This window comes from Veillonella sp. ICM51a (genome assembly GCF_000524355.1).
Lineage (GTDB): Bacteria > Bacillota > Negativicutes > Veillonellales > Veillonellaceae > Veillonella > Veillonella atypica.
Genome location: NZ_JAPX01000030.1, coordinates 60,176 through 84,834, shown reverse-complemented (window position 1 = coordinate 84,834; position 24,659 = coordinate 60,176). Strand labels below are relative to the sequence as shown.

The 24,659-nt window shown below is 40.2% G+C and carries 24 protein-coding genes; 2 read left to right on the top strand and 22 right to left on the bottom strand.

The window, feature by feature from the left end:
* Positions 1-75: 75 nt before the first annotated feature.
* The 22 genes from HMPREF1504_RS05255 to pduB (HMPREF1504_RS05150) form a co-directional block, all read right to left on the bottom strand.
* Entirely contained in the window at positions 76-4,332 is a 4,257-nt protein-coding gene (locus HMPREF1504_RS05255; RefSeq protein ID WP_038124048.1) for a 2-hydroxyacyl-CoA dehydratase, read from the bottom strand.
* Positions 4,333-4,696: 364 nt separating this feature from the next.
* A complete protein-coding gene (locus HMPREF1504_RS05250) occupies positions 4,697-5,815 on the bottom strand; it encodes a 1-propanol dehydrogenase PduQ (RefSeq protein ID WP_038124046.1) in 1,119 nt (372 codons plus the stop codon).
* Between the two features lie 11 nt (positions 5,816-5,826).
* On the bottom strand, positions 5,827-7,260 hold the full coding sequence (locus HMPREF1504_RS05245; protein ID WP_232203322.1) for an aldehyde dehydrogenase family protein: 1,434 nt from the start codon (positions 7,258-7,260) through the stop codon (positions 5,827-5,829).
* A 128-nt stretch (positions 7,261-7,388) separates the two neighbouring features.
* Complete coding sequence (locus HMPREF1504_RS05240) at positions 7,389-7,655, bottom strand: EutN/CcmL family microcompartment protein (protein ID WP_024066335.1); 267 nt, start codon at positions 7,653-7,655, stop codon at positions 7,389-7,391.
* On the bottom strand, positions 7,642-8,133 hold the full coding sequence (pduM, locus tag HMPREF1504_RS05235) for a PduM family microcompartment protein (protein WP_038124037.1): 492 nt from the start codon (positions 8,131-8,133) through the stop codon (positions 7,642-7,644). The genes HMPREF1504_RS05240 and pduM overlap by 14 nt, the downstream gene beginning before the upstream one ends.
* Before the next feature lies 1 nt (position 8,134).
* Positions 8,135-8,974 (bottom strand): ethanolamine utilization protein EutJ, encoded by an 840-nt coding sequence (gene eutJ, locus HMPREF1504_RS05230; protein WP_051411678.1) that lies wholly within the window; start codon positions 8,972-8,974, stop codon positions 8,135-8,137.
* A 10-nt stretch (positions 8,975-8,984) separates the two neighbouring features.
* Positions 8,985-9,605: a phosphate propanoyltransferase gene (gene pduL, locus HMPREF1504_RS05225; protein ID WP_038124033.1), complete on the bottom strand. Its 621-nt coding sequence runs from the start codon at positions 9,603-9,605 to the stop codon at positions 8,985-8,987.
* Positions 9,606-9,611: 6 nt separating this feature from the next.
* On the bottom strand, positions 9,612-9,887 hold the full coding sequence (gene pduA / locus HMPREF1504_RS05220; protein WP_005385294.1) for a propanediol utilization microcompartment protein PduA: 276 nt from the start codon (positions 9,885-9,887) through the stop codon (positions 9,612-9,614).
* Positions 9,888-9,913: 26 nt separating this feature from the next.
* Positions 9,914-10,420 (bottom strand): BMC domain-containing protein, encoded by a 507-nt coding sequence (locus HMPREF1504_RS10635; RefSeq protein WP_051411677.1) that lies wholly within the window; start codon positions 10,418-10,420, stop codon positions 9,914-9,916.
* Between the two features lie 113 nt (positions 10,421-10,533).
* Positions 10,534-11,385: a propanediol utilization microcompartment protein PduB gene (pduB, locus tag HMPREF1504_RS05210; protein WP_071991548.1), complete on the bottom strand. Its 852-nt coding sequence runs from the start codon at positions 11,383-11,385 to the stop codon at positions 10,534-10,536.
* Positions 11,386-11,387: 2 nt separating this feature from the next.
* Positions 11,388-11,669 carry a propanediol utilization microcompartment protein PduA gene (gene pduA, locus HMPREF1504_RS05205; protein ID WP_005385289.1) on the bottom strand — a complete coding sequence of 94 codons (282 nt, stop codon included), beginning with the start codon at positions 11,667-11,669 and terminating at the stop codon, positions 11,388-11,390.
* 45 nt (positions 11,670-11,714) lie between these two features.
* Complete coding sequence (locus HMPREF1504_RS05200; protein ID WP_038124030.1) at positions 11,715-12,722, bottom strand: nicotinate-nucleotide--dimethylbenzimidazole phosphoribosyltransferase; 1,008 nt, start codon at positions 12,720-12,722, stop codon at positions 11,715-11,717.
* 18 nt (positions 12,723-12,740) lie between these two features.
* Positions 12,741-13,181 carry a EutP/PduV family microcompartment system protein gene (locus HMPREF1504_RS05195; RefSeq protein WP_038124027.1) on the bottom strand — a complete coding sequence of 147 codons (441 nt, stop codon included), beginning with the start codon at positions 13,179-13,181 and terminating at the stop codon, positions 12,741-12,743.
* A 13-nt stretch (positions 13,182-13,194) separates the two neighbouring features.
* Positions 13,195-13,557 carry an ethanolamine utilization microcompartment protein EutS gene (gene eutS, locus HMPREF1504_RS05190; RefSeq protein ID WP_038117203.1) on the bottom strand — a complete coding sequence of 121 codons (363 nt, stop codon included), beginning with the start codon at positions 13,555-13,557 and terminating at the stop codon, positions 13,195-13,197.
* A gap of 85 nt (positions 13,558-13,642) precedes the next feature.
* On the bottom strand, positions 13,643-14,365 hold the full coding sequence (locus HMPREF1504_RS05185; RefSeq protein WP_038124023.1) for an MIP/aquaporin family protein: 723 nt from the start codon (positions 14,363-14,365) through the stop codon (positions 13,643-13,645).
* Positions 14,366-14,378: 13 nt separating this feature from the next.
* Positions 14,379-15,431, bottom strand: a complete 1,053-nt coding sequence (locus tag HMPREF1504_RS05180) for a cob(I)yrinic acid a,c-diamide adenosyltransferase (RefSeq protein WP_038124020.1) — start codon at positions 15,429-15,431, stop codon at positions 14,379-14,381.
* Between the two features lie 27 nt (positions 15,432-15,458).
* Entirely contained in the window at positions 15,459-15,833 is a 375-nt protein-coding gene (locus HMPREF1504_RS05175; protein WP_051411676.1) for a glycerol dehydratase reactivase beta/small subunit family protein, read from the bottom strand.
* Positions 15,830-17,656, bottom strand: a complete 1,827-nt coding sequence (locus tag HMPREF1504_RS05170; RefSeq protein WP_038124014.1) for a diol dehydratase reactivase subunit alpha — start codon at positions 17,654-17,656, stop codon at positions 15,830-15,832. The genes HMPREF1504_RS05175 and HMPREF1504_RS05170 overlap by 4 nt, the downstream gene beginning before the upstream one ends.
* Before the next feature lie 18 nt (positions 17,657-17,674).
* The gene (locus HMPREF1504_RS05165; RefSeq protein ID WP_038124012.1) at positions 17,675-18,196 is read right to left on the bottom strand and encodes a diol dehydratase small subunit; all 522 of its coding nucleotides are present in this window, start codon (positions 18,194-18,196) and stop codon (positions 17,675-17,677) included.
* 11 nt (positions 18,197-18,207) lie between these two features.
* A complete protein-coding gene (locus tag HMPREF1504_RS05160; RefSeq protein ID WP_156919363.1) occupies positions 18,208-18,906 on the bottom strand; it encodes a propanediol/glycerol family dehydratase medium subunit in 699 nt (232 codons plus the stop codon).
* A gap of 9 nt (positions 18,907-18,915) precedes the next feature.
* Positions 18,916-20,577, bottom strand: a complete 1,662-nt coding sequence (locus tag HMPREF1504_RS05155) for a propanediol/glycerol family dehydratase large subunit (protein ID WP_038124006.1) — start codon at positions 20,575-20,577, stop codon at positions 18,916-18,918.
* Between the two features lie 21 nt (positions 20,578-20,598).
* Positions 20,599-21,339 carry a propanediol utilization microcompartment protein PduB gene (gene pduB / locus HMPREF1504_RS05150; RefSeq protein ID WP_304412470.1) on the bottom strand — a complete coding sequence of 247 codons (741 nt, stop codon included), beginning with the start codon at positions 21,337-21,339 and terminating at the stop codon, positions 20,599-20,601.
* 396 nt (positions 21,340-21,735) lie between these two features.
* Between pduB (HMPREF1504_RS05150) and HMPREF1504_RS05145 the strand changes: the two genes are divergently transcribed.
* The gene (locus HMPREF1504_RS05145) at positions 21,736-22,626 is read left to right on the top strand and encodes a PocR ligand-binding domain-containing protein (protein WP_038124001.1); all 891 of its coding nucleotides are present in this window, start codon (positions 21,736-21,738) and stop codon (positions 22,624-22,626) included.
* A 266-nt stretch (positions 22,627-22,892) separates the two neighbouring features.
* Complete coding sequence (locus HMPREF1504_RS05140; protein ID WP_038123999.1) at positions 22,893-24,647, top strand: 1-deoxy-D-xylulose-5-phosphate synthase; 1,755 nt, start codon at positions 22,893-22,895, stop codon at positions 24,645-24,647.
* Positions 24,648-24,659 lie beyond the last annotated feature (12 nt).

The following is a 24,659-nucleotide window of genomic DNA, read 5'->3' as shown; positions in this document are numbered from 1 at the left end:
GTTCAGTAAAGAGGGGACATATCACTAGGGACGCTTTTTTTATATTCAGTAATTATATAATTGATTATTACATTATCATTCAAACATTGTTGCTAACAACAATTTCAATCGATTTGCTTGGTTTACCGCACTTGAACCTGGATCATAGTCGATGGCTGCAATGCGCACATCAGGATATGCTTCGGATAATGTTTTTACCATGCCTTTACCACTAACGTGGTTAGGTAAGCAGCCAAATGGTTGCAAGCAAACTACTTGTTTCGCACCTTTTTCGATAAGATCAATCATATCACCTGTAAGGAACCAACCTTCACCGCATTGATTACCAAGGTCAATATAATGAGCCGCTTCTTTTGAAACCTTCGTCATCCGTTGCAATGGATCAAAATGCTTAGATGCTGCAACGGCTTTTGCATATGGCAAACGGTATAATTCTAACGCTTCGCGAGCCAAGGATCCAAAGAATCCGGAAAGCCATGTACCATCTAAGTGTTTAGCACGATATGTACTATCCATAGCACAGTACAAGAAAAAGTCTAGTAGACCAGAGGTTACAACCTCGCCACCTTCCTTCTCTATAAGTTCATTAATATGGTTGTTCGCACTTGGATGGAATTTAACGTAGATTTCACCTACCACGCCAACACGAGGTTTCGGCTTAGATTTATCGACTGGTAAATTGTCAAAGTCTTCAATGATGTTCTTAATATATTTACTATATTGGAATATATTAGCTTTTGTAATACGTTCCCGTAATTTTTTAACCCAATAATCGCACAATGCATCTGCAGATCCTGGATTAATTTCATAAGGGCGCGTAGCCAATACACATTGCATCAACGCATCGCCGTATACTACGGCTTGAATCATGCGATGTAAGAAGGATTTAGTCAATTTAAAGCCTGGTTGACGTTCCATATCACTCGCATTAAGTGACAAGATTGGAACTTGTTTCATACCTGCATCGATGAGGGCTTTACGCAAATAACCAATATAGTTGGTAGCACGACAACCGCCACCGGTTTGAGAGATAATAACAGCTGTCTTATTAACATCATATTTACCAGACAATAAGGCGCTCATCAATTGGCCTACAACGATGATAGCAGGATAACATGCATCATTATTGATATATTTTAGACCTATCTCTACATCTTCACGCGTAGGTGCTGGTAACATGTCAAAGTCATAACCTTCAGACTTAAGCACTGGCTCCAATAGTTGGAAATGAAGAGGTGACATTTGAGGCACCAAAATCTTATAGGTCTTACGCATTTCTTCAGTAAAGACAACGCGTTCATAATCATATGCTGGTGTATCATCAACAACGGTCTCTATAGGAGCTTCTGGATTATGGTGTTTACGCATACTCCGTTCCATTACGGATTGCAAGGAACGTAAGCGAATAGTGACAGCGCCTAAGTTTGTACCTTCATCAATTTTAAGCAATGTATGAATCTTATGCTTTGCAGATAAGATATCCTTTACTTGATCTGCCACAATGGAATCAAGACCACAACCGAAGGAGTTCAACTCAACAATTTGGAACCCTTCTGTACGACTTACGAATTCAGCTGCATGATATAGACGACTATGGTATGACCATTGGTCTACAACGCGAAGATGTTTAATATCCTTACCTAATGGTGCTACACCATCTTCGGTAAGAACCGCCATACCAAGAGAGGTAATGAGCTCAGGGATACCATGATTAATACCGGAGTCTAAGTGATATGGACGACCTGCCAATACGATGGTAGGCACTTGTTCTGCTACGAGACGAGATACAGTTTTCTTTGTCATCTCGCGATAGTCAGCCTTACATTTTTCTTGTTCGGCCCAAGCAGTCTCAACGGCATTAGAAATTTCAGATTTAGAGAATGGCAAATCTTTTAAGGCTTTCACCAAAGCAGGCACCAATGATTTCTTATCTGCTAGTGGTAAGAATGGCGCATAAAATGGCGTTTTTCCCATCACATCTTGCATATTGTTTCGAATCAATTCTGGGTAAGAAATAACCATAGGACAATGGTAATTATTGTCGCGGCTAAATTCCTTTGGACCATGTTGAATACATGGGTACCAGATTAAATCAACTTGGGCTTGGGCAAGATCACGAATATGACCATGAACAGCCTTAGCAGGATAACACGCTGTATCGGAAGGAATCGTATCAATTGCTTTATTATATTGATCCTTCGTCGTATAATCTGACAATACCACTTCGCAGCCTAATTGATTGAAGAATGTAAACCAGAACGGAAAATCTTCGTACATATTGAGGACGCGAGGAATACCAATACGCAATTTACCTTCAAACTCAGGAATATTTTTCTTGAGGAAGTAATCAAAATAACGGCGTAATTTTACGTCTACCATATTTGGAACAGGCTTATGTTTCTCTTGAATCATATCACCGGCACCACGGTCGCAACGATTACCCGTTACATAGGTACGGCCATCGGAGAATGCATTGATGGTAAGCATACAATTATTAGAGCACAATCCGCAATTACGCATGGATGTAGACACTTGCAAGGATTTCAAACCGTCACTATCAAGCAATGTGCTATGTTGATTTTGTAACTCTTCTGCCGCTTCAGAAGCGAGCAATGCCATACCATAAGCCCCCATCAAGCCGGATACATCAGGGCGAATTACTTCGACGCCCATTAATTTTTCAAAGGCACGAAGCACCGCTTCATTATAAAATGTACCGCCTTGTACGACGATGTGGTCACCTAATTCCTTAGGATCTTTTACCTTAAGCACCTTATACAATGCATTCTTGATAACAGAATATGCAAGGCCAGCGGCGATATCCGGTACAGTAGCCCCTTCTTTTTGCGCCTGTTTTACCTTGGAATTCATAAATACGGTACAGCGAGACCCCAAGTCGATTGGCATAGGTGCCAATAAACCTTCCTTGGCAAATTGCTCAATCGGCAAACGCAAGGATGTAGCAAAGGTATCAATAAAGGAACCACAACCAGAGGAGCAGGCTTCATTCAATACTATGTCTTCAATGTATCCATCGCGTACCTTTGTACATTTCATATCTTGACCGCCAATATCCAAGATGAAGGATACATCAGGGCAGAAGAATTGAGCAGCACGATAATGGGCAATTGTTTCTACTTCCCCAATATCGATACCAAGAGCTCGTTTCAAGAAGGCTTCGCCATATCCAGTTACACCAGAATGAGCGATGTAAGCCCCTTTTGGCAATAAGCTATAGATTTTCTCTATTAGTTCTTGGGATTTTTCTAATGGTTTACCATGATTTGGGCCATAGTGAGAGAAGATGATTTCATTCTTGCTATTGATCAAGACGACTTTCAACGTCGTAGAACCCGCATCGATACCGAGGTAACATGGACCTTCAGCATCTTTAATATCACCCTTCGGTGTTACCGCCTTAGCATGACGTGCACGGAATTCTTCTAATTCCGCTTCATTTCTAAATAGCGGATCCACACGATCGGTTGCTTCCATTGGTACACCAATAAGCGCACCGATTTCCTTCGTCAATTCACCTACTGTAATATCACGACATTCATCATTCATGAGAGCTGCGCCTAGGGCAATAAACAACTCACCATTTTCAGGGATGATACGATGTGCTTCATCGAGTTCTAAGGTGTCACAGAAGCATTGACGTAATTCGGATAAGAATGTCAATGGACCACCGAGGAAGGCTACATTCCCTTCAATTTTATGACCACATGCAAGGCCTGCAATCGTTTGGTTAACGATGGCTTGAAATACGGACTTTGCAATATTTTCATGAGATGCGCCTTGATTTAGCAATGCTTGTACGTCTGTTTTCGCAAATACACCACAACGAGCGGCAATTGGGTAAATAGTATCCGCATTCATCGCCAATTGATTAAGGCCGGATGCATCCGTTTGCAATAATGTTGCCATTTGATCTATGAAAGCACCTGTACCACCGGCACAAGAACCATTCATGCGATGTTCTGCAGTACGACCTAGATACGTAACCTTAGCATCTTCACCACCAAGTTCGATAATAACATCAGTTTGTGGGTACAACGCTTTTATCGCCTTTGTTTCGGCAATTACTTCTTGTACAAAAGGTATACGCACCTTATCAGCCATCGCCATACCGCCAGAACCTGTAATTGCTACATGTACTTTTGCTTCTTCATAGCCCACTTGAGCCTCTTGTAGCAATGTATGAACAGTATCCAAAATATTGGCGTAATGTCGGATATATTTTTTATACAAATAATTATCTTGTTCGTCCAACAAAACGACCTTGACCGTTGTAGAGCCAACATCGATCCCCATACGTAAGGATTTTTGCATATATACCTCTCTTGAAAAAATGAAGAATTAGTACGCTCGCACCATTTTTCTTCATACATTTAAGTAAAAGTTAAATAATAAAGCTTTTAACTACACATCTAAAAAATTAAATATTAAATATATTATACAACAAACAGAGATTAATTCTAGGTTTTTCCATATTCCAATGTGGTATATAGAACATGACTATTCCTAATAAAATATATATAACTCTATATGTCGTGTATTTTTTATTATACCACTCCCACGTGAAAAGTTTTGTGTGCAAAGATACATTAACTGCGTAAAACTTACAAAAAAGAGACCTTAATAACTATTAAAGCCTCTTTTTAAGTATCCATTAATACTAGTCTTATATTGTGTTTTATAAAACATTTCTATATAACTTAATTAAATCATTTCGATTAGCTGGATATGGATTAAATCGATAACACATATCCTCTAATGCTCTATCGGCCATTAGATTTAATTTCTCCTCAGCTGTGGCCTTATCTATGCCGAAATCAGTAAGTGTCATTGGACACTCTAAAGTGCGTTGCAATTTAATAATTGCTTCTAAAAAAGCACCTAATTTCTTTTCTTCTGAAGATTCATACGATGCAAAGCCCAATTTAGCAGACAAATCTGCATACTTTTTCGCTACTTCAGGGTTATGAGAACAGTTAAAGGCAATTACATAAGGTAAAAGCATGCTATTAGCAAGGCCATGAGGCACATGAAACTGTCCTCCCAACTGATGAGCCATAGCATGAACAATACCTAATCCAGCCTTATTAAAAGAAAGTCCTGCAAGGCATGATGCTTCGTGCATAGACATGCGGTCTTGATCTGTAGCTGTTGTTTTATGACATTTTGGTAAGTATTCAAAAACAAGTTCAATTGCCTGTTGAGCTAAAGCATCGGTAAAGTTATTTGCTGCCGTTGCCACATAAGCTTCAAGTGCATGAACTAATACATCCATGCCACTATAAGCAGTAACACCTGGTGGAGATGTTTTTACAAATAATGGCGTTAATAATGCTTCATCAGGTAGTACTGCATCGTCCACAAGAGGATATTTTATCTTAGTTTCGCTGTCCGTAAGAACCGCAAAAGATGTAACCTCTGAGCCAGTCCCACTAGTGGTAGGAATAGCAATGAAAGATTTAATATTCATATGCTTTAACTTACGTCCAAAATAGGCTATACCTTTACTCATATCAATACAAGAGCCCCCACCTATGGCGATAATTATAGAAGGTTTAATACCTTGCATATATTCAATCCCCTTAGCGACATGCGAGATTGGAGGATCTGGTACAACATCAGTATAAATGCTGACCTCATTTTTATTATCCATTAACCCCATTACATAAGTAAGGCTTGGAGAATCTTTTAAAAATGGATCACATATGATAAGGATGGATTCATTATTAAATTCTGTAAGACGATTCAACGAATCTGATCCTGCATAAATTTGAGTTGGAAAAGTCCATTTATCCACATGCTCACCACCTATCGAATATTAAATCCTGTCGTTAAGCAACATCTACGACGTCGTGCAAAGCATCGAGCAGATGTAGTCGATTCCCCAGTAGGTGTAGCGATTGTAAAGGTTGTCGTACCTTCACCACTAAATCCAAGGCCCGCATAGGATGGACCATTTTTAACAAAAATAGATGTTTTCATTTTACGCGCCATTCGATTAAGGCGTTCCATATTTAAGGAATGCATTGTTGCCGTATGATGTAAGCCTGCTTCTAACATCAAGCATACTTCGAGGCCTTCATCAAAGCTGTCTACTGTCACAACAGGGAGAATAGGCATCAACATTTCAATAACTGCAAATGGATGGTCTTTAGGAGTACGTATAATAATCAATCGTGGATCACCATTATATGGGATACGTGCCGCATCAAGTATAACGCTAGCATTCTTACCAACAAACTTTTTATTTGGTGTCCCATTCGGTAATACAGTTAAGTCTACCAAACGTTGAATATCTTGTTGATTTTCAACGAGTACACAGCCTACTCTCACCATTTCTTGAACCAACTGTGGCTCAATTTGACGCATTGCAACGACACTCTTTTCGGCAATACATAAAATATTATTATCAAGGCTAGCACCGAGAACAATATCTTGAGCTGCCTTTTTTATATCTGCGGTTTCATCTACAAAAGCTGGTGGATTACCAGCACCTGCACCAATCACCTTTTTGCCACTTTGTAGTGCTTGTTTTACTACACCAGGGCCACCAGTAACAACCAATAAGCTTACATCTGGATGTACCATCATCTCTTGAGCAGACTCAATAGATGGTTCACTAAGTGTAACGATAAGGTTTTCAATGCCAATCGATTTAGAAATTATTTGGTTAAGTTCACTAACTAACAATCGACTGAGATGCTTAGCACCAGGATGCACACTAAAAAATACTGCATTCCCTGCTGCTAGCATACCAATTGTATTACATATTAAAGTTTCTGCTGGATTAGTACTTGGGGTAATAGCACCAATAACACCGTAAGCAGATAATTCATACAATGTCATACCATTATCACCAGTTTCACACTCTGTAACAAGATCTTCTACTCCAGGTGTTTTATCTAGAGTAAGATTCAATTTCAGTACTTTATCCGCAACACGACCCATACCTGTTTCTTCAACAGTTTTTAAAGCCAACTCTTGTACTCGTGGACGCATAGCAGCACGAATATCTGCTATTACCTTCTCACGAGTTGCCAAAGTGCAATCTTCAAAGCGTTCTTGTGCTACTTTTGCTGCTTGAATTGCTTCATCAACTGTATCAAATACACCTGGTTCAACTTGCCCTCTAGATGCTTGTTTGATATGTTGTGATGAAGCTGTTTCTTGCTTTTTCCCCTCTAATACATCTATAACCATGGAGCGAATCATTTCTTTCAACTGTATATTATTTTCCATCATGAACCTCCATATAGGTTGCATGGCTGATGCAATGACCATCTCAACTTACAGTGTACACAATCAAAGATACATTCATGATGTGACACAATAACTAGGTTTAACTCTGGCACCAGCTATTTCCTATACAATTATTTTTCAAAACTATCAATAATACCCACAATAGCACAATCTACTGCGGTGCCTTTATCATCTTCGAAAATATGCCGTGCCGATGAGCCTCGAGTTAGAAGCACATATTCACCTTCACCAGCACATACTGTATCGACGGCGATTTCTATGCGCCCCGTCAACTCTTGTTCTCCATCGAGAATATCTACCATCATCAGTTTCATTCCCTTTAGAGATTCATGCTTTTGAGTAGATACGATACTACCCACTACTTTACCGACTTGCATACTTCTCGTTCCCTTCAATTATTGTGATACCTAAGCGCTCAATTTCATCACGAGCAGCCATGGTGAACCGTTGTCCCCTATATATGACGATAATAGAATGACTTTCACAAGATTTTACAAAAGAGGCCGTAATCCATGCTTGATGACTGGCGCATATAGGACGGCCAACTTTATCTAAAAATCTGATAGGCCAATCTAGAATGACTGATGGATTCAACAACGAGGTTACAGGAACTGCTAGGCGTATTGTCACCTCACAGTCATACGCTAATGCACGGTGCAGGCAAACTACCCAAGGCACCAATGTATCGCTTATTAACTCTCGTATATGACCATAATCTATACCAGTAAAAGAAATGAGTTGATTCTGCAACAATATATGTTCATCATAGCTATTACACTCTGTGACTATAAACGTAGCAGTGGATGTCATGCGCTTTTCTAGGCGTTCTAGCACCAGTTTAACTAATGCATCCATATTAATGCTCACTTCCCATGGCAATTCCTAAGGGCGTTACAAACTCTGGATATAATGGCTTATCTACGGGTAATCCTATATATTGACTGAAAGTTTTTGTAAACTCCTCAAAATTAGAAGCACCACCTACAACAACAATGGGAGTCCCCTTTTCATAGCCACCCTCTTGTAACGCACGCTTAGAAATAGCTGCCATTTTTTCTACAACAGGCCGTATGGTTGCATATACATCGCGTTTATTAGCTTCATTGCGCTTATAGGCCTCCGCTTCCGGGATTGAAATCCCATAGGCCCCACTAATAACAAGATTCATATGGGTACCTCCTGTAGGCTCATCTACGGTATATACAACTCGGCCATCTTTTAAAATGCTTATGCCCGTAGTACCACCACCGACGTCGATAACAGCGCCATCGGTAATGCCTAGCACATTAGCAGCAGCGGTAGGTTCGTCTAGAATGCAAGTTACTTCAAAACCGGCACTTTCAAGAACATGACCTACTACATCTTTATTCTTGCCTATCGTTCCAGGTGGAACAGCTGCTGCGGCATATACAAGTTCTGTTCCTAAGGCTGCTTCTGCCTTAGCCTTTAACGCTCGAGTAATCGTAACAGCTCCCACATAGTCAACTACAAGGCCGTCTCGAATGGACTCATTATATTCAAAGGCACCATATATAGGTTTACCTTTATCATTTACTACGGATAGGACAATAGATGATGTACCAAGGTCAATGCCTACGCGCAAATTCTTTTGATTATGAGAGCTCACTTTTTTAGACTCTACAAGATCAGAGAACTCTTGCAAGGTATTATTTGCCTTTTTCAAACCTTTCATCATATCACCTACTTTACTGTACAATTCTCGCCATCACTGTACCTTGTACATTGGCAGCATTTGCCTCATCTGTATCAATATGGAGTTCTAGGACAAAACCGGGCACGGCCCGAACGATAACATCACCAAATACAGTGGTGCGTTCTGGCGTTTGAAGCTCAACATTAACGTTATCGCCATCGTTTACATTAAGCCGTTTTGCATCATCAGGCGACATATGAATATGTCGTTTTGCAGCGATACAAATAGGTTTCGTGATTTCACCATTTTCAGTACATAGAGTAATCTCTACGGCTGATTCTAAATGACCAGATAACACTATAGGAGGTTTTATACCTAATGTACGAGCATCTGTCAAAGAAACCTCCACTTGTGACTGTTTTCTAAGCGGACCTAATACGCGGACATTTTGAATGACCCCTTTAAGCCCCACTAAAGTAACTGTTTGTTCTGATGCAAACTCTCCAGTTTGTTTTAAGTCACTTTTCTTAGTAATAGCCTGATTAGGAAATAATATATCCCAGTCCTCCTGACATAGATGAACATGTCTATTGCTTACACCTACGGGAATGGATGATTCGAACATGGCTTCGATCACTTCTCGTACGATAGCACGAATCTTTTCCCGATCCATAAACTATTATCCTTTCTTAGGTAAGATTAATTCTACGTCACTATGAGGACGTGGAATTACATGAGTAGATACTACTTCGCCTACTTTTTGTGCTGCTGCACAACCTGCATCAACAGCCGCTTTTACAGCACCTACATCACCGCGGACCATGACAGTTACAAGACCGGAACCAATTTTTTCGGTACCTTCTAATGTAACGTTAGCTGCTTTTACCATTGCGTCAGCCGCTTCAATTGCGCCTACTAAACCTTTTGTTTCTACCATGCCTAATGCGTTATTCATGATAATCTCCTTTATTTTTTACTACTTTATTTCTTTTTAGTTTTTTTCTTTGGTGTTGTTTTTTTAGTCTCTGTTGACTTAGAACTTTTCGGTTCTACAATTGTAGATACAATTTCGTCTAACACCTCAACAACCTTTTCATCTAATACAGGTTTCTCTTCCACAGAAGTAATAACGTCTGTTTTTACTGATTCATTATCCACAGAATTCTCAGCTAATTTTGTATCATCAGATACATTATCTAACTTATCTGTAAAGTCATCATTAAAGGATTCCACCAAACCTTCTGCAGGTCTTGGAATTACTTTATGAGCTACATAAAGATTCATATCTTTTGTAATAGCTACACCAGTCTGAACAGCTGCCTCAACAGCTCCCACATCACCAACAACCTTTACGGTCATCCAACCAAGACCTCTTGCCTTTTCTATGCCTATAAGCCGTACATTTGCAGCTTTAACCATTGCATCTGATGCGGTGATAGCCCCCAGTAAGCCTGCTACTTCTAGTAACCCTAGTGAATCTTTCACCATAACACCTCCCATTAACTAACTTTCTAGATGATTCGCTTTTAAGATTCATATTATGAAAATATCATTCATTACAACGTGGCAATTATATTAAACCAATATAAAAGATTGAATATCTAGATTATATAGGAACAACCTGTGTTCTTAGGTACGTTTCCCATAGTTTCAAGCAATGCTAGGCCTACATCACGCGCTGCTTTTACAGCCTGTTTAACAGCCCCTGAATCACCACTGATTTGTAAAATAACTTCATTACTCATAGCTGAGCTAGATGGTGAACGATAGCCTACCACATCTACATTAGCTGACTTAACTGCTGTATCCGCCATAACTACACCGATAGCTGCTGGCGCACCAACGATTAATCCAAAAGCTTTACCCTCTGGTGTACCAAAGGCAGTAACTAATGCTTCTCCTGCACGAGCTGTATATTGAATTTCTACATGACCAGCTTCATTCATATATACTTCACCAAAGGTGCGTTCTAATTCACGTAATGCGACCTCCACAGAACGCCTTACATCAGATACATCATCGCCACCAAATATGATAAGGGAACCAGCTCCGGCACCGCCTTTCATATCACGAGCGAACTCAATACTAACAATCTCTGTATTCGTTGCTTTTACAGCTTCATCAGCAGCCATAATTTGTGGTCCTGCACCTGTTCGTGAACCCAAGATACCTATGGATCGATATGACTTAGTGAGCTTCATAGCTTCCAATACTTGACTATCTACATTGGCAATTACGAGACCAATTGTATCGCCAGTTGTAGTGCTACCTACGTGTTCAGTAATCATAGAAGTTTGTAGTTGTGAGACGGTAGGTAATTTTATAGTCGCTGAGTCACATGCACCAGGCACGTTATTTGCTGTATTAGTTGTAATATCACCCAAGTCAGCATCATCTATACGCATCAACACGCGTTTTAAAATCTCATCTACCATACTTTTAGTATCGGCCATAATTATTCACCCTTTGTTGGTAAAATACCTTCTACATCTTTATGTGGTCTTGGAATTACATGAGTAGAGATAACAATGCCTACGCGCTCTGCAGCAGCTGCACCTGCGTCTACAGCCGCTTTTACAGCACCTACATCACCACGAACCATAACAGTAACAAGACCAGAACCAATTTTTTCATTGCCTACTAATTCTACATTAGCTGCTTTAAGCATTGCATCAGCTGCTTCAATTGCGCCTACTAGGCCCTTAGTTTCCACCATACCTAATGCTTCTTGTGTCATCTGTTTTCTCTCCTTTTACAAAATATAAAACAAAGGTTACAAATTTTATTTTTCTAATAGTTCCACCATGGTACCTATATTCATAAAGGCAAAGTGTGCTGTTTTAAGTAGTTGTACCATTAGTACAGCACCAGTTCCTTCTCCTAATGCCATTTGTCCATGGATTGGAACTTCATCAAGACGAATATTTGCATAAGCCAATGCTGCGGCCATCCCTACCTCGCGAGAATAATGAGATGGAATGCCGTATAATGGAGCTTCTCCATTCATTTGAGTAGCACAAGCCATTGCAACTGCTGTAATATATCCATCGATTACAAATGGAATATGTAGGTCTGTACAAGCTACCATAGCGCCTGTAATAGCGGCTATATCAAAGCCACCTACGCGACTAATTACTTCTTTTGGACTATTTAAGTGCCCCTTATGATGAGATAGTGCAGTCCGCACAAACTCACGTTTTTGATTCATGTACGCTTCGTCCTCAGGACCGGATCCAGGACCTACGGTTATCCGTGGGTCTAGCTTTGTAAGACCACTTAAGACAGCTGCTGACGTAGTCGTGTTACCAACACCCATTTCTCCGAAGGAAAATAGATTAATTCCCGATTCTGCATAGTAGACAACGCGGTTATATCCCGCTTGGTATGCTAGGTCAAATTCTTCATCACTCATAGCAGCACCATCTAATATATTCTTCGTGCCTTGAGCTACCTTTCGATTGACCCCAATACCTCGGGGGCAAGCAATGCCTACATCTACCACTTCGTAAGGAATATGGTTAAAAATACAATAATTAGCAACTGCACTTTTACCATCAATCATATTCTGAGATTGTTTACGGGTAATCTCATAGTTATAACCGATTAAACCATCTACAGAAATACCATTATCTGCAGAAAAGATAATATGCTGAGCATGAATCTCAGGTTTCATATCCTGCCAAGCAAGACACATTTTTTTGAAATATCGTTCCCATAGACCCAAGCTTTTTGGAATGATCGCCTTATTTAAAATAAATTGATTAACTTGTTCTTCAAAACCTTTGTCCATGGAAAAACCTTCTTTCAACTAACCGTATATGTAGTTACATAATTGTTTTAACGACTCTTCGTCGTGAACTGATATTTCGAAAATCTTAGTAGCTCCCGCTAATTTGAGATTGCGTCGAGGCGCCTCTATATCTTTACCCGTATCCACCTTTGATACAACACCTATAACCTCGCGGTTTAAGGAGTTCCCAAAACTTGGTGGGAATATGGTTGTTTCATCACCTGCAGGAATCATGAAAATCACTAAATCCGCATCATAGGCGTGCAAGATAATGCCTCGATAATAATTAGGATTTTCCATGTATTCTCCAGGGGTATCGATGAAGTTTCCCACGCGCGTTATCGCTTGTGTCTTATGATACGTAGCTGAGCCATGTGTAATCGTATCTGCTAATGTAGTCTTTCCACAACCGCTACGTCCTACTAGAAGGATACGCTTTTCTTTCTTTTCAGTGCTCATAATTATCCTTTCATTAGGATCTTGTTAAATCTGTTGGGAAAAATCCTAATATGCGTTGCAATCCTTCAATTACACTACGCAATGCAGATTCAACAGCAGATACATCACCAGTTATAAGAAGTGCCCCCGAAAATCTATCGATGAAACCAATTTCGATATCACCAGATTTACTCGCAATATCGGCTGCAATAATGGTCCCTTCGCCAGGTGTTATGGTAAGAATTCCAATGGCATTACGCCCTTTTTCCTCTAGCCCCATTTTCCTAAATAAATCAGGCTTAGGATTGGCAATAACATGTGCTATCGTAACCTGCTTTCCGGGTACAAATTCTTGTATGATGCGCTGTTTTGCATCAATTACCTCTTGAAAGGCCATATAATTTCCTCCTAATTCAATATGTATTCTTTAAACTATACCGACACACCATAGTTCGTCCTTGTTTTATATACTCTAGCTATAATTAAGGCGCCACTAATTGGAAGAATAATACTGCCAAACCTGCCCCAATCAACGGACCAATAAATGGTACCCATGCATATTGCCAGTTCGCAGTTCCCTTATTAGGAATCGGTAGTAAGAAATATGCTAAGCGTGGGCCAAAATCGCGCGCTGGATTTAAGGCATATCCTGTTGTTGCACCAAAGGACATACCAACAGATGCTACCAAGATACCGATGACCATAGGTGCTAAACCATCAGCCATTTTACCTAAACAGAGAATAGCTAACATAAACATAAACGTTGCTATAATTTCAGATATCAAATTGAAAGGTTTATTATCAATAGCTGGACCTGTTGCAAAAATTCCTACACAGTTACCTTCGTCAGGACCGGTTACTTTAAAGTGTGGATAATAGAATAGTGCAGCAATGGCAGCACCTGTAAAACCACCAGCAATTTGAGCAATAGACATTGGAACCACTTGATCCCAAGGAAATATACCCGCCACAGCAAGGGCAAAGGTAACAGCTGGGTTCAAATGGCCGGGACCACCAAGTGTAATCCCAACATACACACCAAAGGCTACGGCAAAAGCCCATCCAAAAATAATATTTAACCAGTTAGTACCAAAAGCACTTACTATTGTTTTCTTTAACAGAATTGATGCATTTGTACCATTACCAAATGCAATTAAAACGGCTGTACCAACAAATTCACTAATATACATTTGTGTTACGTCCATTGTTTTCACCTCATTAAATTAACAAAGATTGTAATGCGTGAGATGCAATGTCCATATCCTGTGCCACGGTACCACCGCTAATGCCAAGTCCTCCAACAATCTTTCCATTCATGATGATTGGATATCCTCCACCAAAGGTGCAGATTTTACGGTTTACCATGGATTCTATATTAAATAGGTCACCATCAGGCTGTGCGCTTGGATGTATTTCATGAGTTGCTGATTTAAGCGCCACTGCGGTATACGCTTTTGCCTGTGCGATGTCGTTACTAATGAGCAATGCATCTGACATACGTTGGAAATACATTAATATACCATTTGCATCTACTATAGATACAACGATAGGTACATCTATGGACTGAGCGTAGTCCATTGCTGTTTGTGAAAGCTTCGTCATAATATGCTCTAACTCTGTTCCAGTTGTCATATCATAAACGCCATTTTCAGTAGTATGCTCTATATTACCTACGCATTGATTGGTTTCTATCAGTATTTCCGCAGGACTAGTTGCTACACGTTCTGAAACGCGTTCTACAATTGTTTCTACAAATTGTACATAGTCTTCCATGCGAGCCATGATATACAGAGCATCAGATAGTCGATTAATAAATTTACGAACCTCATCGCGAATTGGTTCTACAGATCCTAAGCTAATAAGCAACCGTTCACCGCGACGACAGATTGTGCGCGCCACATGTAGCTCTGCAGCAGATAGATAATTTCCGCTTAATATAAAGCTATGTTGCTGCGGCAATCTCTTTGTATAGTCATCAATCATGTGTTCCAATTCGCTTATATCTTGTTGTGAAATCAAATTGCTGCTTTCACTAAGATTTTCTACATGAGGCGTTGCTACCTCCGCACATAAGCGGAAGAGCTGATGTTGTAATGTGTGAAGCACATGCTTATTGTCTGGTGAGACGACCAATTTCTCACATACACTAACCTGTGCATTTAATTCATCAAAGGTTCCATATGTGTCCACACGAAGTGAATTTTTAGGTACCCGTGTCCCATCAAATAAGGCCGTTGTACCTGCATCACCGGTTTTCGTATAAATAGCCATATGCACCACCTCTCAAGTTAGTTATATTTAAAAGGCCACTTCCAATCGTTCATCAGAAACGAAAGGGTTTCCTTTTACAAGACGAGCTGCATTGACACCTAAGGTGCGTAAGCTATCTGGATATTGACTGTAATCACTAAGTCGGTAGATAAATTGATGCGCTGGTATATTTTTATAGGTCAATACAATAGCTTGTTCATCAACGCCTATGCCTACGGACAAAGCTGAATTACGAGATGCTAAATCAGCCAATGCCATATGCGTACCACAATGGGATTCAATGACAACAGGTAGACCTTCCTCTTCAATACCATATAGAACGGGTTTTAGTACATCCTCACTGATATGCTCTGTAGCATACAGCAATATGGTTGGCTTACTGACGATACTTTGATCCATCATAGGCCTCCCTTCTGTGCATAGGATAATACCAATCCTGTTGCTACCGCATTTCGTGCTCCTTCAACGCCTCGAATATTACCTCGACCTGCTACTAATGCATATTGTGAAAGTGCATCGGTTACGAGTTGAGGAATTTCAAAGTCTAATGCAGAACCACCAACGATAACAACAAATGGTATATCTCGCACATTATGAGTAGGACTAACAGATGCCAAGGCACGGAGAGAATTTGTTACAAACACCCGCTTCTTTGCCGTTTGACGGACGCGCTTAATCGTTTCTAAGGGGATATCTCGCTCTACAGGAACGAGCCCATCAGGAGTGACAATAACAACACGACCAAACAATGCTGCAGAAAGTGGTTCATTAAAGAACTGCACCGTTCCATCTTCGTGACGAATATGATATACACTAAGCACTTGAGCCAATGGATCTCGTTTGATGGCTTCTGCAATATGCATGTCCTCTAAACCAAGTTCGGAGTTGATTAACATGGTTACCATATTTCCTGCCCCTGCAAGATGAATGGCCTTAATTTTCCCTTCTTGGTTGATGATAGATGCATCAGTAGAACCCGCTCCTAAATCGAGTATAGCCATTGGTTTGGCTGTCCCTGGTGTAGTCAAAGCGCCTAAAATAGCTGATTCAGCCTCTTCACCGCCGATTTCAACAGGTACGCCTAACTCTTTTTCTACCTGCTTTGCGATAATTTCCATTTGTAAATGATCTGACTTAACCATAGAGGCAATGCCTACAGCCTGTTCCATAGAGAACTCACCTGCAAGCCCACCTTTCACATTAATAGGAACAGCCACATCTACAGCTAGTAAATCTTGAATATATACGTCTTTTGGTGATTTATTTGTCAATTGCGCCATTGTAAGGCGAACCTTTTCAAGCATGCCACCTACATTCGTCCCTGGTTCACCACTGATATCCTCAATTGGATGGACAGATTCAAGGGTTTCCATGATTCTTTCCGCCCCTGCAGATATATCAACGGATACAGTTCTGTCATTTCCCATAACAATGATGGAACCTGCCGGTATTACCCGTTCTTTAACGTCCCCTGCCGGTGTTTTAATGACTACAGCAGAACGGTTCCCGATGAGGGCTCTAGCAATGGGTACAATATTCTTTGTTTCCTCTGGTGAAAGTTCAAATACAGTGGCAATCCCATAAGGATTTGATAATTGTGATACCACTTGTCCCGGTTCTACAACTTCTACAGCAGAAAGCATACCCATTGGAATTTTATCGATATATGCAACCTCATCTACGATAGGAATTTTATTATCCAATCGATTGTTGACGAGCACCCCATCATCGGCTTGAAGGATAGCAGCTCGAATATCATACCCTCGTTGACAGTATGCATTGATAAGCTTTGCTATAACCTCAAAATCAATAATCTTTGGAGCTACCACGATGTATGGCTGACCTTGCGGCTTGTCGATAAGTTGTTCAATAGGAACCGTATAGCCTACCCCAAGGCCTAAACCACCTGGTGTTTTAGGATTGTGACCAATCATAGTCGATTCTGTAATAATCGTTTCAGTAATCGTTTCCATAGCCACATCACCAATAACTGGTGTAGCCTCATTAATGCGAACTAAGTCAATATCTCGCAGTGTAAGATTAGCAGACTTGATTAGCGATTTAAGAGCATCCATGAGACCTATGATATTTTCTCGTGTTCCCTTAATACCAGTCGTACTAGCAATAGCAGAGGATAAAAACTTTACTTCCCCATTGCTATGAATTTCGGCCAAGGCCGCTTCTGTTGTAGAGTTTCCGATATCGATGCCAACAATTCGTTTCATAATGACATCTCCTATAGATTAATTATCACCTTTCAGTTTTTTACGTCGTTCATAATTCTCTGCAGCTTCTCGCACAAAATTTGCACAAATTGGAGCCCCTAGGCCATCGAGTTCGCTTGCAATATCTAACAATTCTTGTTTAGAAGAACGATATGGGCGAAGTGCATTATACATCTCAAGTAAGCGTTTATCGCTGACTTTAGTCATTTCTGCGGCACGTGAGAAATTGAGTTCAATTTGATCTCGGCCCCCTGCCTTAGCGATTTGACCCTGAGCTTTCAAAATGGATGGAGAAATTTTCAAATCATCCATTGTGATGTGTCCTGCCATTACGTTATCCATCGTAATATGGCTCAAATCACGACCTTGTCCAAGATCAATCCACTCTGGGTGTTTTTTTGCAATTGGATAATCTTCTACTGTAACATCTCTATCTACAGTAGCTGTTGTATATGGGGCAGTGGAATGTGTTACATTACTTTTTGCCCCTTCTAATTCGGAAACGATTTGACGAATTAAGGTTTCTAATTCATTAGCCATAGTAAACCTCCTTATACAGTGACACGGACTTCATCAGCTGGCTTACCTTTAACTACATGCTTAGTTTCTTTAATATGAAGCAATGCAGATAATGCTTGATATTTTGGTCTAGCCATTTGATCATTCAAGGTTGGTACTGGTGTTGGGGATTCACCTTTAGCATATTTAGCAGCATTTTTACCGATAGCGCGGTATGTTTCAGCTGTTAATAGCGGTGCCTGAGGGAATAATTCCAAGTTAGAAAGTGGTTGTAAATCCCGTTGGTGAATCAAGGTTGTACCTTTAGATTGAATACCGATACATACACCGGAACCAGAAATAGAATCACCTTCAACAGCTACAGCCGCTACGTCAGAGGACCGATATACACGGATTACACGAGCTTTTAAACCTTCTTCTTCGATACCAGCTACTAATTGGCGAATTACTTCTTGATGCGGTACACCAACGATGGTTTGTCGTTGACTGCGGCCAAAAGCAGGGCCTACAGCGATGACTACTTCATCAGCACTTGTACCAGGTTGTGCAGGTCCACCAGTTTGGAGCCAGCTATCATCACCAGTTGGTTCTTCATGTCTAGGAGCCGCACTTGGTGCTGTGCTTTCACCAACACTAGCCTTGAATTGTGGTGCCTCATGAACACCACCCATTTCTTGTAAAACGTCTAGGATAATAGAACGTAATACATCTCTGTTAATTTCAGCCATCATGACACCTCCTTATATATCCCGTGGATCAATGGCGTTTGGAATATCTTTAATACGTTCCCAATCTTCACCTTCCACACGATACCCTGTGCCAACACCTTGATAGTCATTTCTATTGTTAATCGCGGAGATAACATTGAAATCACGGTCAAAGATGGCCGATGTTTGTAAGTAATCGCCGGAGATTTTTTGTTTTAATAAGTTCAAAATACTTTGTGCTACATCTTGATGACCTTCTTTAGCTAAGCCTTTTACGAAGTCAACACCTGTAACACCGCGATTCAACAAGTCTTGAGCCGCTTTAATATCTGCAACCTTGTCCCGAGGAGGCATATCTTTAGAACCATTCGCATAGGTAGCAGCCTCTACCTCTTGATCTGTAATTGGAGGTAAGCCTAAGGCTTTGAACAAAGCTTGTAATGCACGCGCCGCTTTATTACGTACTGCTACGACTTCTTCTTCGCGAGCAGGAATAAGACCACCATTTACCTTGAGGTCGCGTTGAATAACTGTCCAGTCATCATAGTCCTCTGCATCCCAGTTGGAACCAGCGAACATGTTGTCATAGTTTGGTGTAGAACTATAACCAGAGCAGATGAAGTCAGTACCAGGTGCAAATTGCATCAATGTACGAGCTGTTCTACGCAAGTCGGAGTGACTGAATGTTTGGTCATTACTAGATGCACATTCAAGGTCGAGCATAGCTGCTACAAGGTTTTCTGCTAATACAGCACGGATACCAGAAGGTACGGCTGCTGGAATACCGATACAGCTTACAGAACCATTTTGGATACCTTGTACGCCAGCGCCTTTTGTGATGTATAGGCAACGGATTTCAAGGTACAACATAGATTTACCTTCTGCTTGGCCCATTTGTACTTCAGAACCTGTACCAGAAGTAAAGCGCATTTTAAGGCCCCGAGATGCATAAGCAGATGCGAGGAAGCCTTTAGACCAAGGTGTATCATCACCATCAGTAAATACATCTTCTGTACCATATACAGAAATAGTTTCTGCATAAGCTGTGAAGCCACGCATACCAAGTTCCAATTCTGTTGCTTCTTCCAAGGAGCATTGAGTCAATACGCCTGGTCGACCACATTGAGAACCTACAAGTAAGCTGATCGCATTAAGTGGTGCATAACGAGCAACTGCAACTGTTGTTTCTTCTTCTGCGAACCCACGAAGCGCACCTTCTGCAGCATCCGCTGCGATTTGTACTGGGTTGTCGTTTACGTTCGTTACATGGGCTTGGTTAGCCATTGTACGACGAGCACGCATTTTTTGCATACATTGCATCATTTCAACAACGTTCATGCAAGAAACAACTTCCAGCATTTTCGCTGGGGTAATAGATTTACAAATCTTAACGATTTCTTCACGAGGCACTGATGGTGTAAGCATCATATTAGCAATCTCTTTTGAGTCCATTGCCATCGCTTGTTGAGCACCATCGAGAACGATACCGTAGTTCGCAATAAATGTATCGATAAGATCAAAATCTTCACGGCGTTTACCATCGAGTTCAACGATGCGACCGCCTTCGATTTTGAGGCTAGGCTTTGGATCTTGAGGAGATTCCATGGCTATAAAACCTTCCTCTACCCATTCCTTTACATAACCATCCTGATTAACAGGACGTTGACTTAAGACTTCGAAACGTTTTGATTTCATAGGGCATACCATCCTTTCAGATTAGATATAGGAAGGGGCTCCGTTCACTGGTTCGTCACCCATAGTACCGAGCAATTGTTTACCTACTTCACGAGCAGAAATAACCGCTTGTCGCACAGCCCCAGAATCGCCAGAAATCTGTAAAATTACTTCATTAGAATTACTTGTACCTGCAGAAGGTGATGCATAACCAATTACATCAACGTTTGCAGATTTAACAGCTACATCGGCCATCACTACACCAATCGCTGCTGGAGCACCTACGATAAGGCCAAAGGCTTTACCTTCAGGAGCGCCAAATGCTGCATTTACCGCGTGGCTAGCACGTGCTGTATATTGAAGCTCAATATGACCAGCATCGTTTGCGTATACGTCGCCAAAGGTGCGTTCCACTTCAGCCAATGCCACTTCAATAGCTCGTTTTACATCGGATACATCATCACCACCAAAGATGATTAATGAACCATGGCCTGCGCCACCTTTAGTATCACGTGGTAATTCGATGCTAACGATTTCTGTATTTGTTGCTTTTACTGCTTCGTCAGCTGCCATAATGTGTGGACCTGCACCAGTACGCGCACCTAAAATACCGATGGAACGATATTTTTTCTTTAATTTCATCGCATCTAATACTTGTTGATCAACATTAGCAATTACGAGACCTATAGTATCACCTGTTTTGCTAGTACCCACAAATTCGGTTAATCCACATGTAGTCGCCATAATACCCTCCTTATGTGTAACGTAAGGTAACTTCAGTATTTACTCAAATATATAAACGACTAAAGTTCCCATATCCATAAATTTATAGAGATGCTTTATTGTTCATTATTCATTGGGCTCAATCCTTTCTAAATTTATGAAATAATATGGATATCTATATCTTTATTATAGAAACTTTCAAATATAACTTTTTTATGAATATTTGTAAAATATGATTTTTCTATTATCAAAATACTAAAATTTTGTTATACTCCTACATATAAAGGTGAATACGTAAGAGTAATTACCTCTAATTATATGTATATGAATTTTATTTAATATGTCACTTTTCTCTTTTTAGGTTTAGAGCCAGCATATTAGATAGAGAGCAAGTAGAGCTATTAAATTGGTGTGTATTCTAGACCTCTTAACACATTTGTGATTGGAGACTCCAATATGATTTGTACCACAACAGATACAAAACTTATTAACGAAATCATGCGTGATTTCACAAATATAACAAAAATTGCGGCAATTTTTGTAAATAATCGTGGAAAAGTGTTATCTCAGGAGTATAACTTTTCTCCATTTTGCAAAGTTGTTAGGCGCAATTCAACCTATGCCAAACGTTGTAATCAATGCGACTTATATGGCGGACTAGATGCTACAAAAGAACTATCTTCCTGCCCATACCGTTGTCATATGGGACTCATAGATTTTTCTGTGCCGATTATGAAAGATGGTGCCATCTTAGGCTTCATCATGGCAGGACAAACAAAAACAGAAGATACAACTATTAAGCCAATTTTACCGACCCAAACAGACTGGCACCATGACACTAAACTTCGTGCCTTGTATCTAGCATTACCCACTCTGACTGCTGAACAAATTTACAGTGCTACAAAGGTGTTGCGGATCTTAGTAGAGCATTATTTTCCATTTAACGATGTCATAGCCGAAGAAATGCCTTATGAACAATTGCCAGACTTCGTAGAAACTGAACGACCTATTAATCGTCCAGAGATTCGAAAAGCTATGCTATACATAGAAAAAAACCTGAGCAAACGTGTATCTCTAAGGAGAATTTCAGAACATATTCATTTAAGCGAGTCCTACTTCTCTAAAATTTTCAAAGATGACACAGGGCTCTCAGTAGTGCAATACATAACACTACTACGCATACAAGAAGCAAAGAAATTGCTAGCCTACTCACAATTAACGATTAATCAAATAAGTAAAACACTTGGATATAATCGGACTAGTTATTTCTGCAAAATATTTAAAATGGCTACCAATGAAACGCCCCATTCATACAGAAAAAAATATGCCAAACCCATTGATGTTTAATAAAATAAAGGCTTTTTCTTGAGAAATATACAAAAATAGCTATTAGTTGATTTGATACACAATCATCTAATAGCTATTTTTAGTAATAAGAGATTATATTATAACAGTCACTTTACATATAGAGTTAGAGTTATATCTAAATATATCGAACTTTCTTTTTGTTTATAAATAATTTTACTCTATAATGTTATAATAGCTATTAATGAGTTATATATTTCATTAACTGTAATTGATTTATCCATTAGTATGGATCATGTAGGAGACCTATGGAACTGACAGATATTCAAATTCCTAGCGACTTGCGCGACTGCTCTATATCAGAGCTCGAGGTCATCGCACAACATATACGAAACTTAATCATCCATAGAACATCACACATTGGCGGTCACATCGGTTCATCCTTAGGAGCCACTGACATTATTGTTGCCTTGCATCATGTGTTCGGCCTTGATGATTCTCAATTTATATTTGATATTTCCCATCAAAGTTATGCTCATAAGATTTTAACAGGCCGTCACGAAGGCTTTAAGGATAAGGACAAATTTCACACCGTATCCGGTTATAGTAATCCTGATGAAAGCACCTACGACGCATTTCACCTAGGCCATGCTTCTACAAGCCTCAGTTTAGCTTGTGGACTCATGATTGGACGCGATTTACAGCATAAGACGCATCCAATTATTACTTTAATCGGCGACGGAGCGCTCTCTGGTGGCGAAGCTTATGAAGCATTGAATCATTTAGCTACAATGGCCTCTCAATGTTTGATCATCATCAACGACAACGATCAATCTATTGCGGAAAATCACGGCGGTTTGTATAGCCATCTTCAACGATTGCGCGAAACTAATGGTGAAAGCCCTAATAATATCTTTAAAGCTCTAGGCTTTTCGTATCGTTACGTCGACGATGGCAATTCGTTGCCAACCGTAATCAAGGCTCTAACAGAATGTAAAGCAGAGACAACACCGATAGTACTCCACATCCATACGACAAAGGGTTACGGTTACGACAAGGCTATTACCAATCCTGAAAGCTTTCACAATCCATCTGGATTTGATATTGACACAGGGGAAACAAAAAAACGCTATACCAATAGCTATGAATCTATCGTTGCAAAACAACTCATCGATACACTAGAGCAAAATAAAGCTGCATGTATCGTTACAGCTGCTACACCTGGCGGATTCTGCTTAACGAAGGATATACGTGAAAAACTAGGTAACCAATATATCGACGTAGGCATTGCAGAAGAGCACGCCACAACATTACTTGCCGGCATCGCCCATAATGGTGGCACGCCGATTTTACCGATTTACAGTACATTTTTACAACGTGCTTACGACCAAGTCATTAATGACCTATGTATTAACAATAGCAGTGCACTGATCCTTGTATATCGTGCATCCATTTATGGTAACAAGGACATGACACACCTTGGATTCAACGATATTACCATGCTCGGCAACATGCCAAACCTCATGTACCTATCCCCTACAACAGTAGAAGAATTAGAATCGGCCATTCATTATGGCTTGGAGCAGCACAATCACCCTATCGCCATACGCATTCCTGTAGGGATACCGATTCATGACACCAATCAATCCAATACAACAGATAGTCCCGTCACATCGTATGGCATAACCCAATCCGGTAATACGATTGCCATCATAGGTGTCGGTAATTTCTACCATAAAGCTATCGAACTTGGCCACGCAATACAAGACACAATGCAAATTTCTCCGACCATTATAAAACCGCTTTGCATTTCTAGTTTGGACACCGGCACATTAAATCAATTAACAAAGGATCACCAAATCGTCATTACCCTAGAAGATGGTGAGCTGGAAGGTGGCTATGGTCAAAAGATTGCTAGCTATTATGGAAAAACATCCATGAAAGTCTTAAACTATGGTATTTCCAAACAATTCTACGACCGATACAAACCGGAAGATGTATTACATCAAAATCATTTGGATATAGCTCAAATTTTAAATGATATACGAACCATACAATATTAATTCAATACAGAT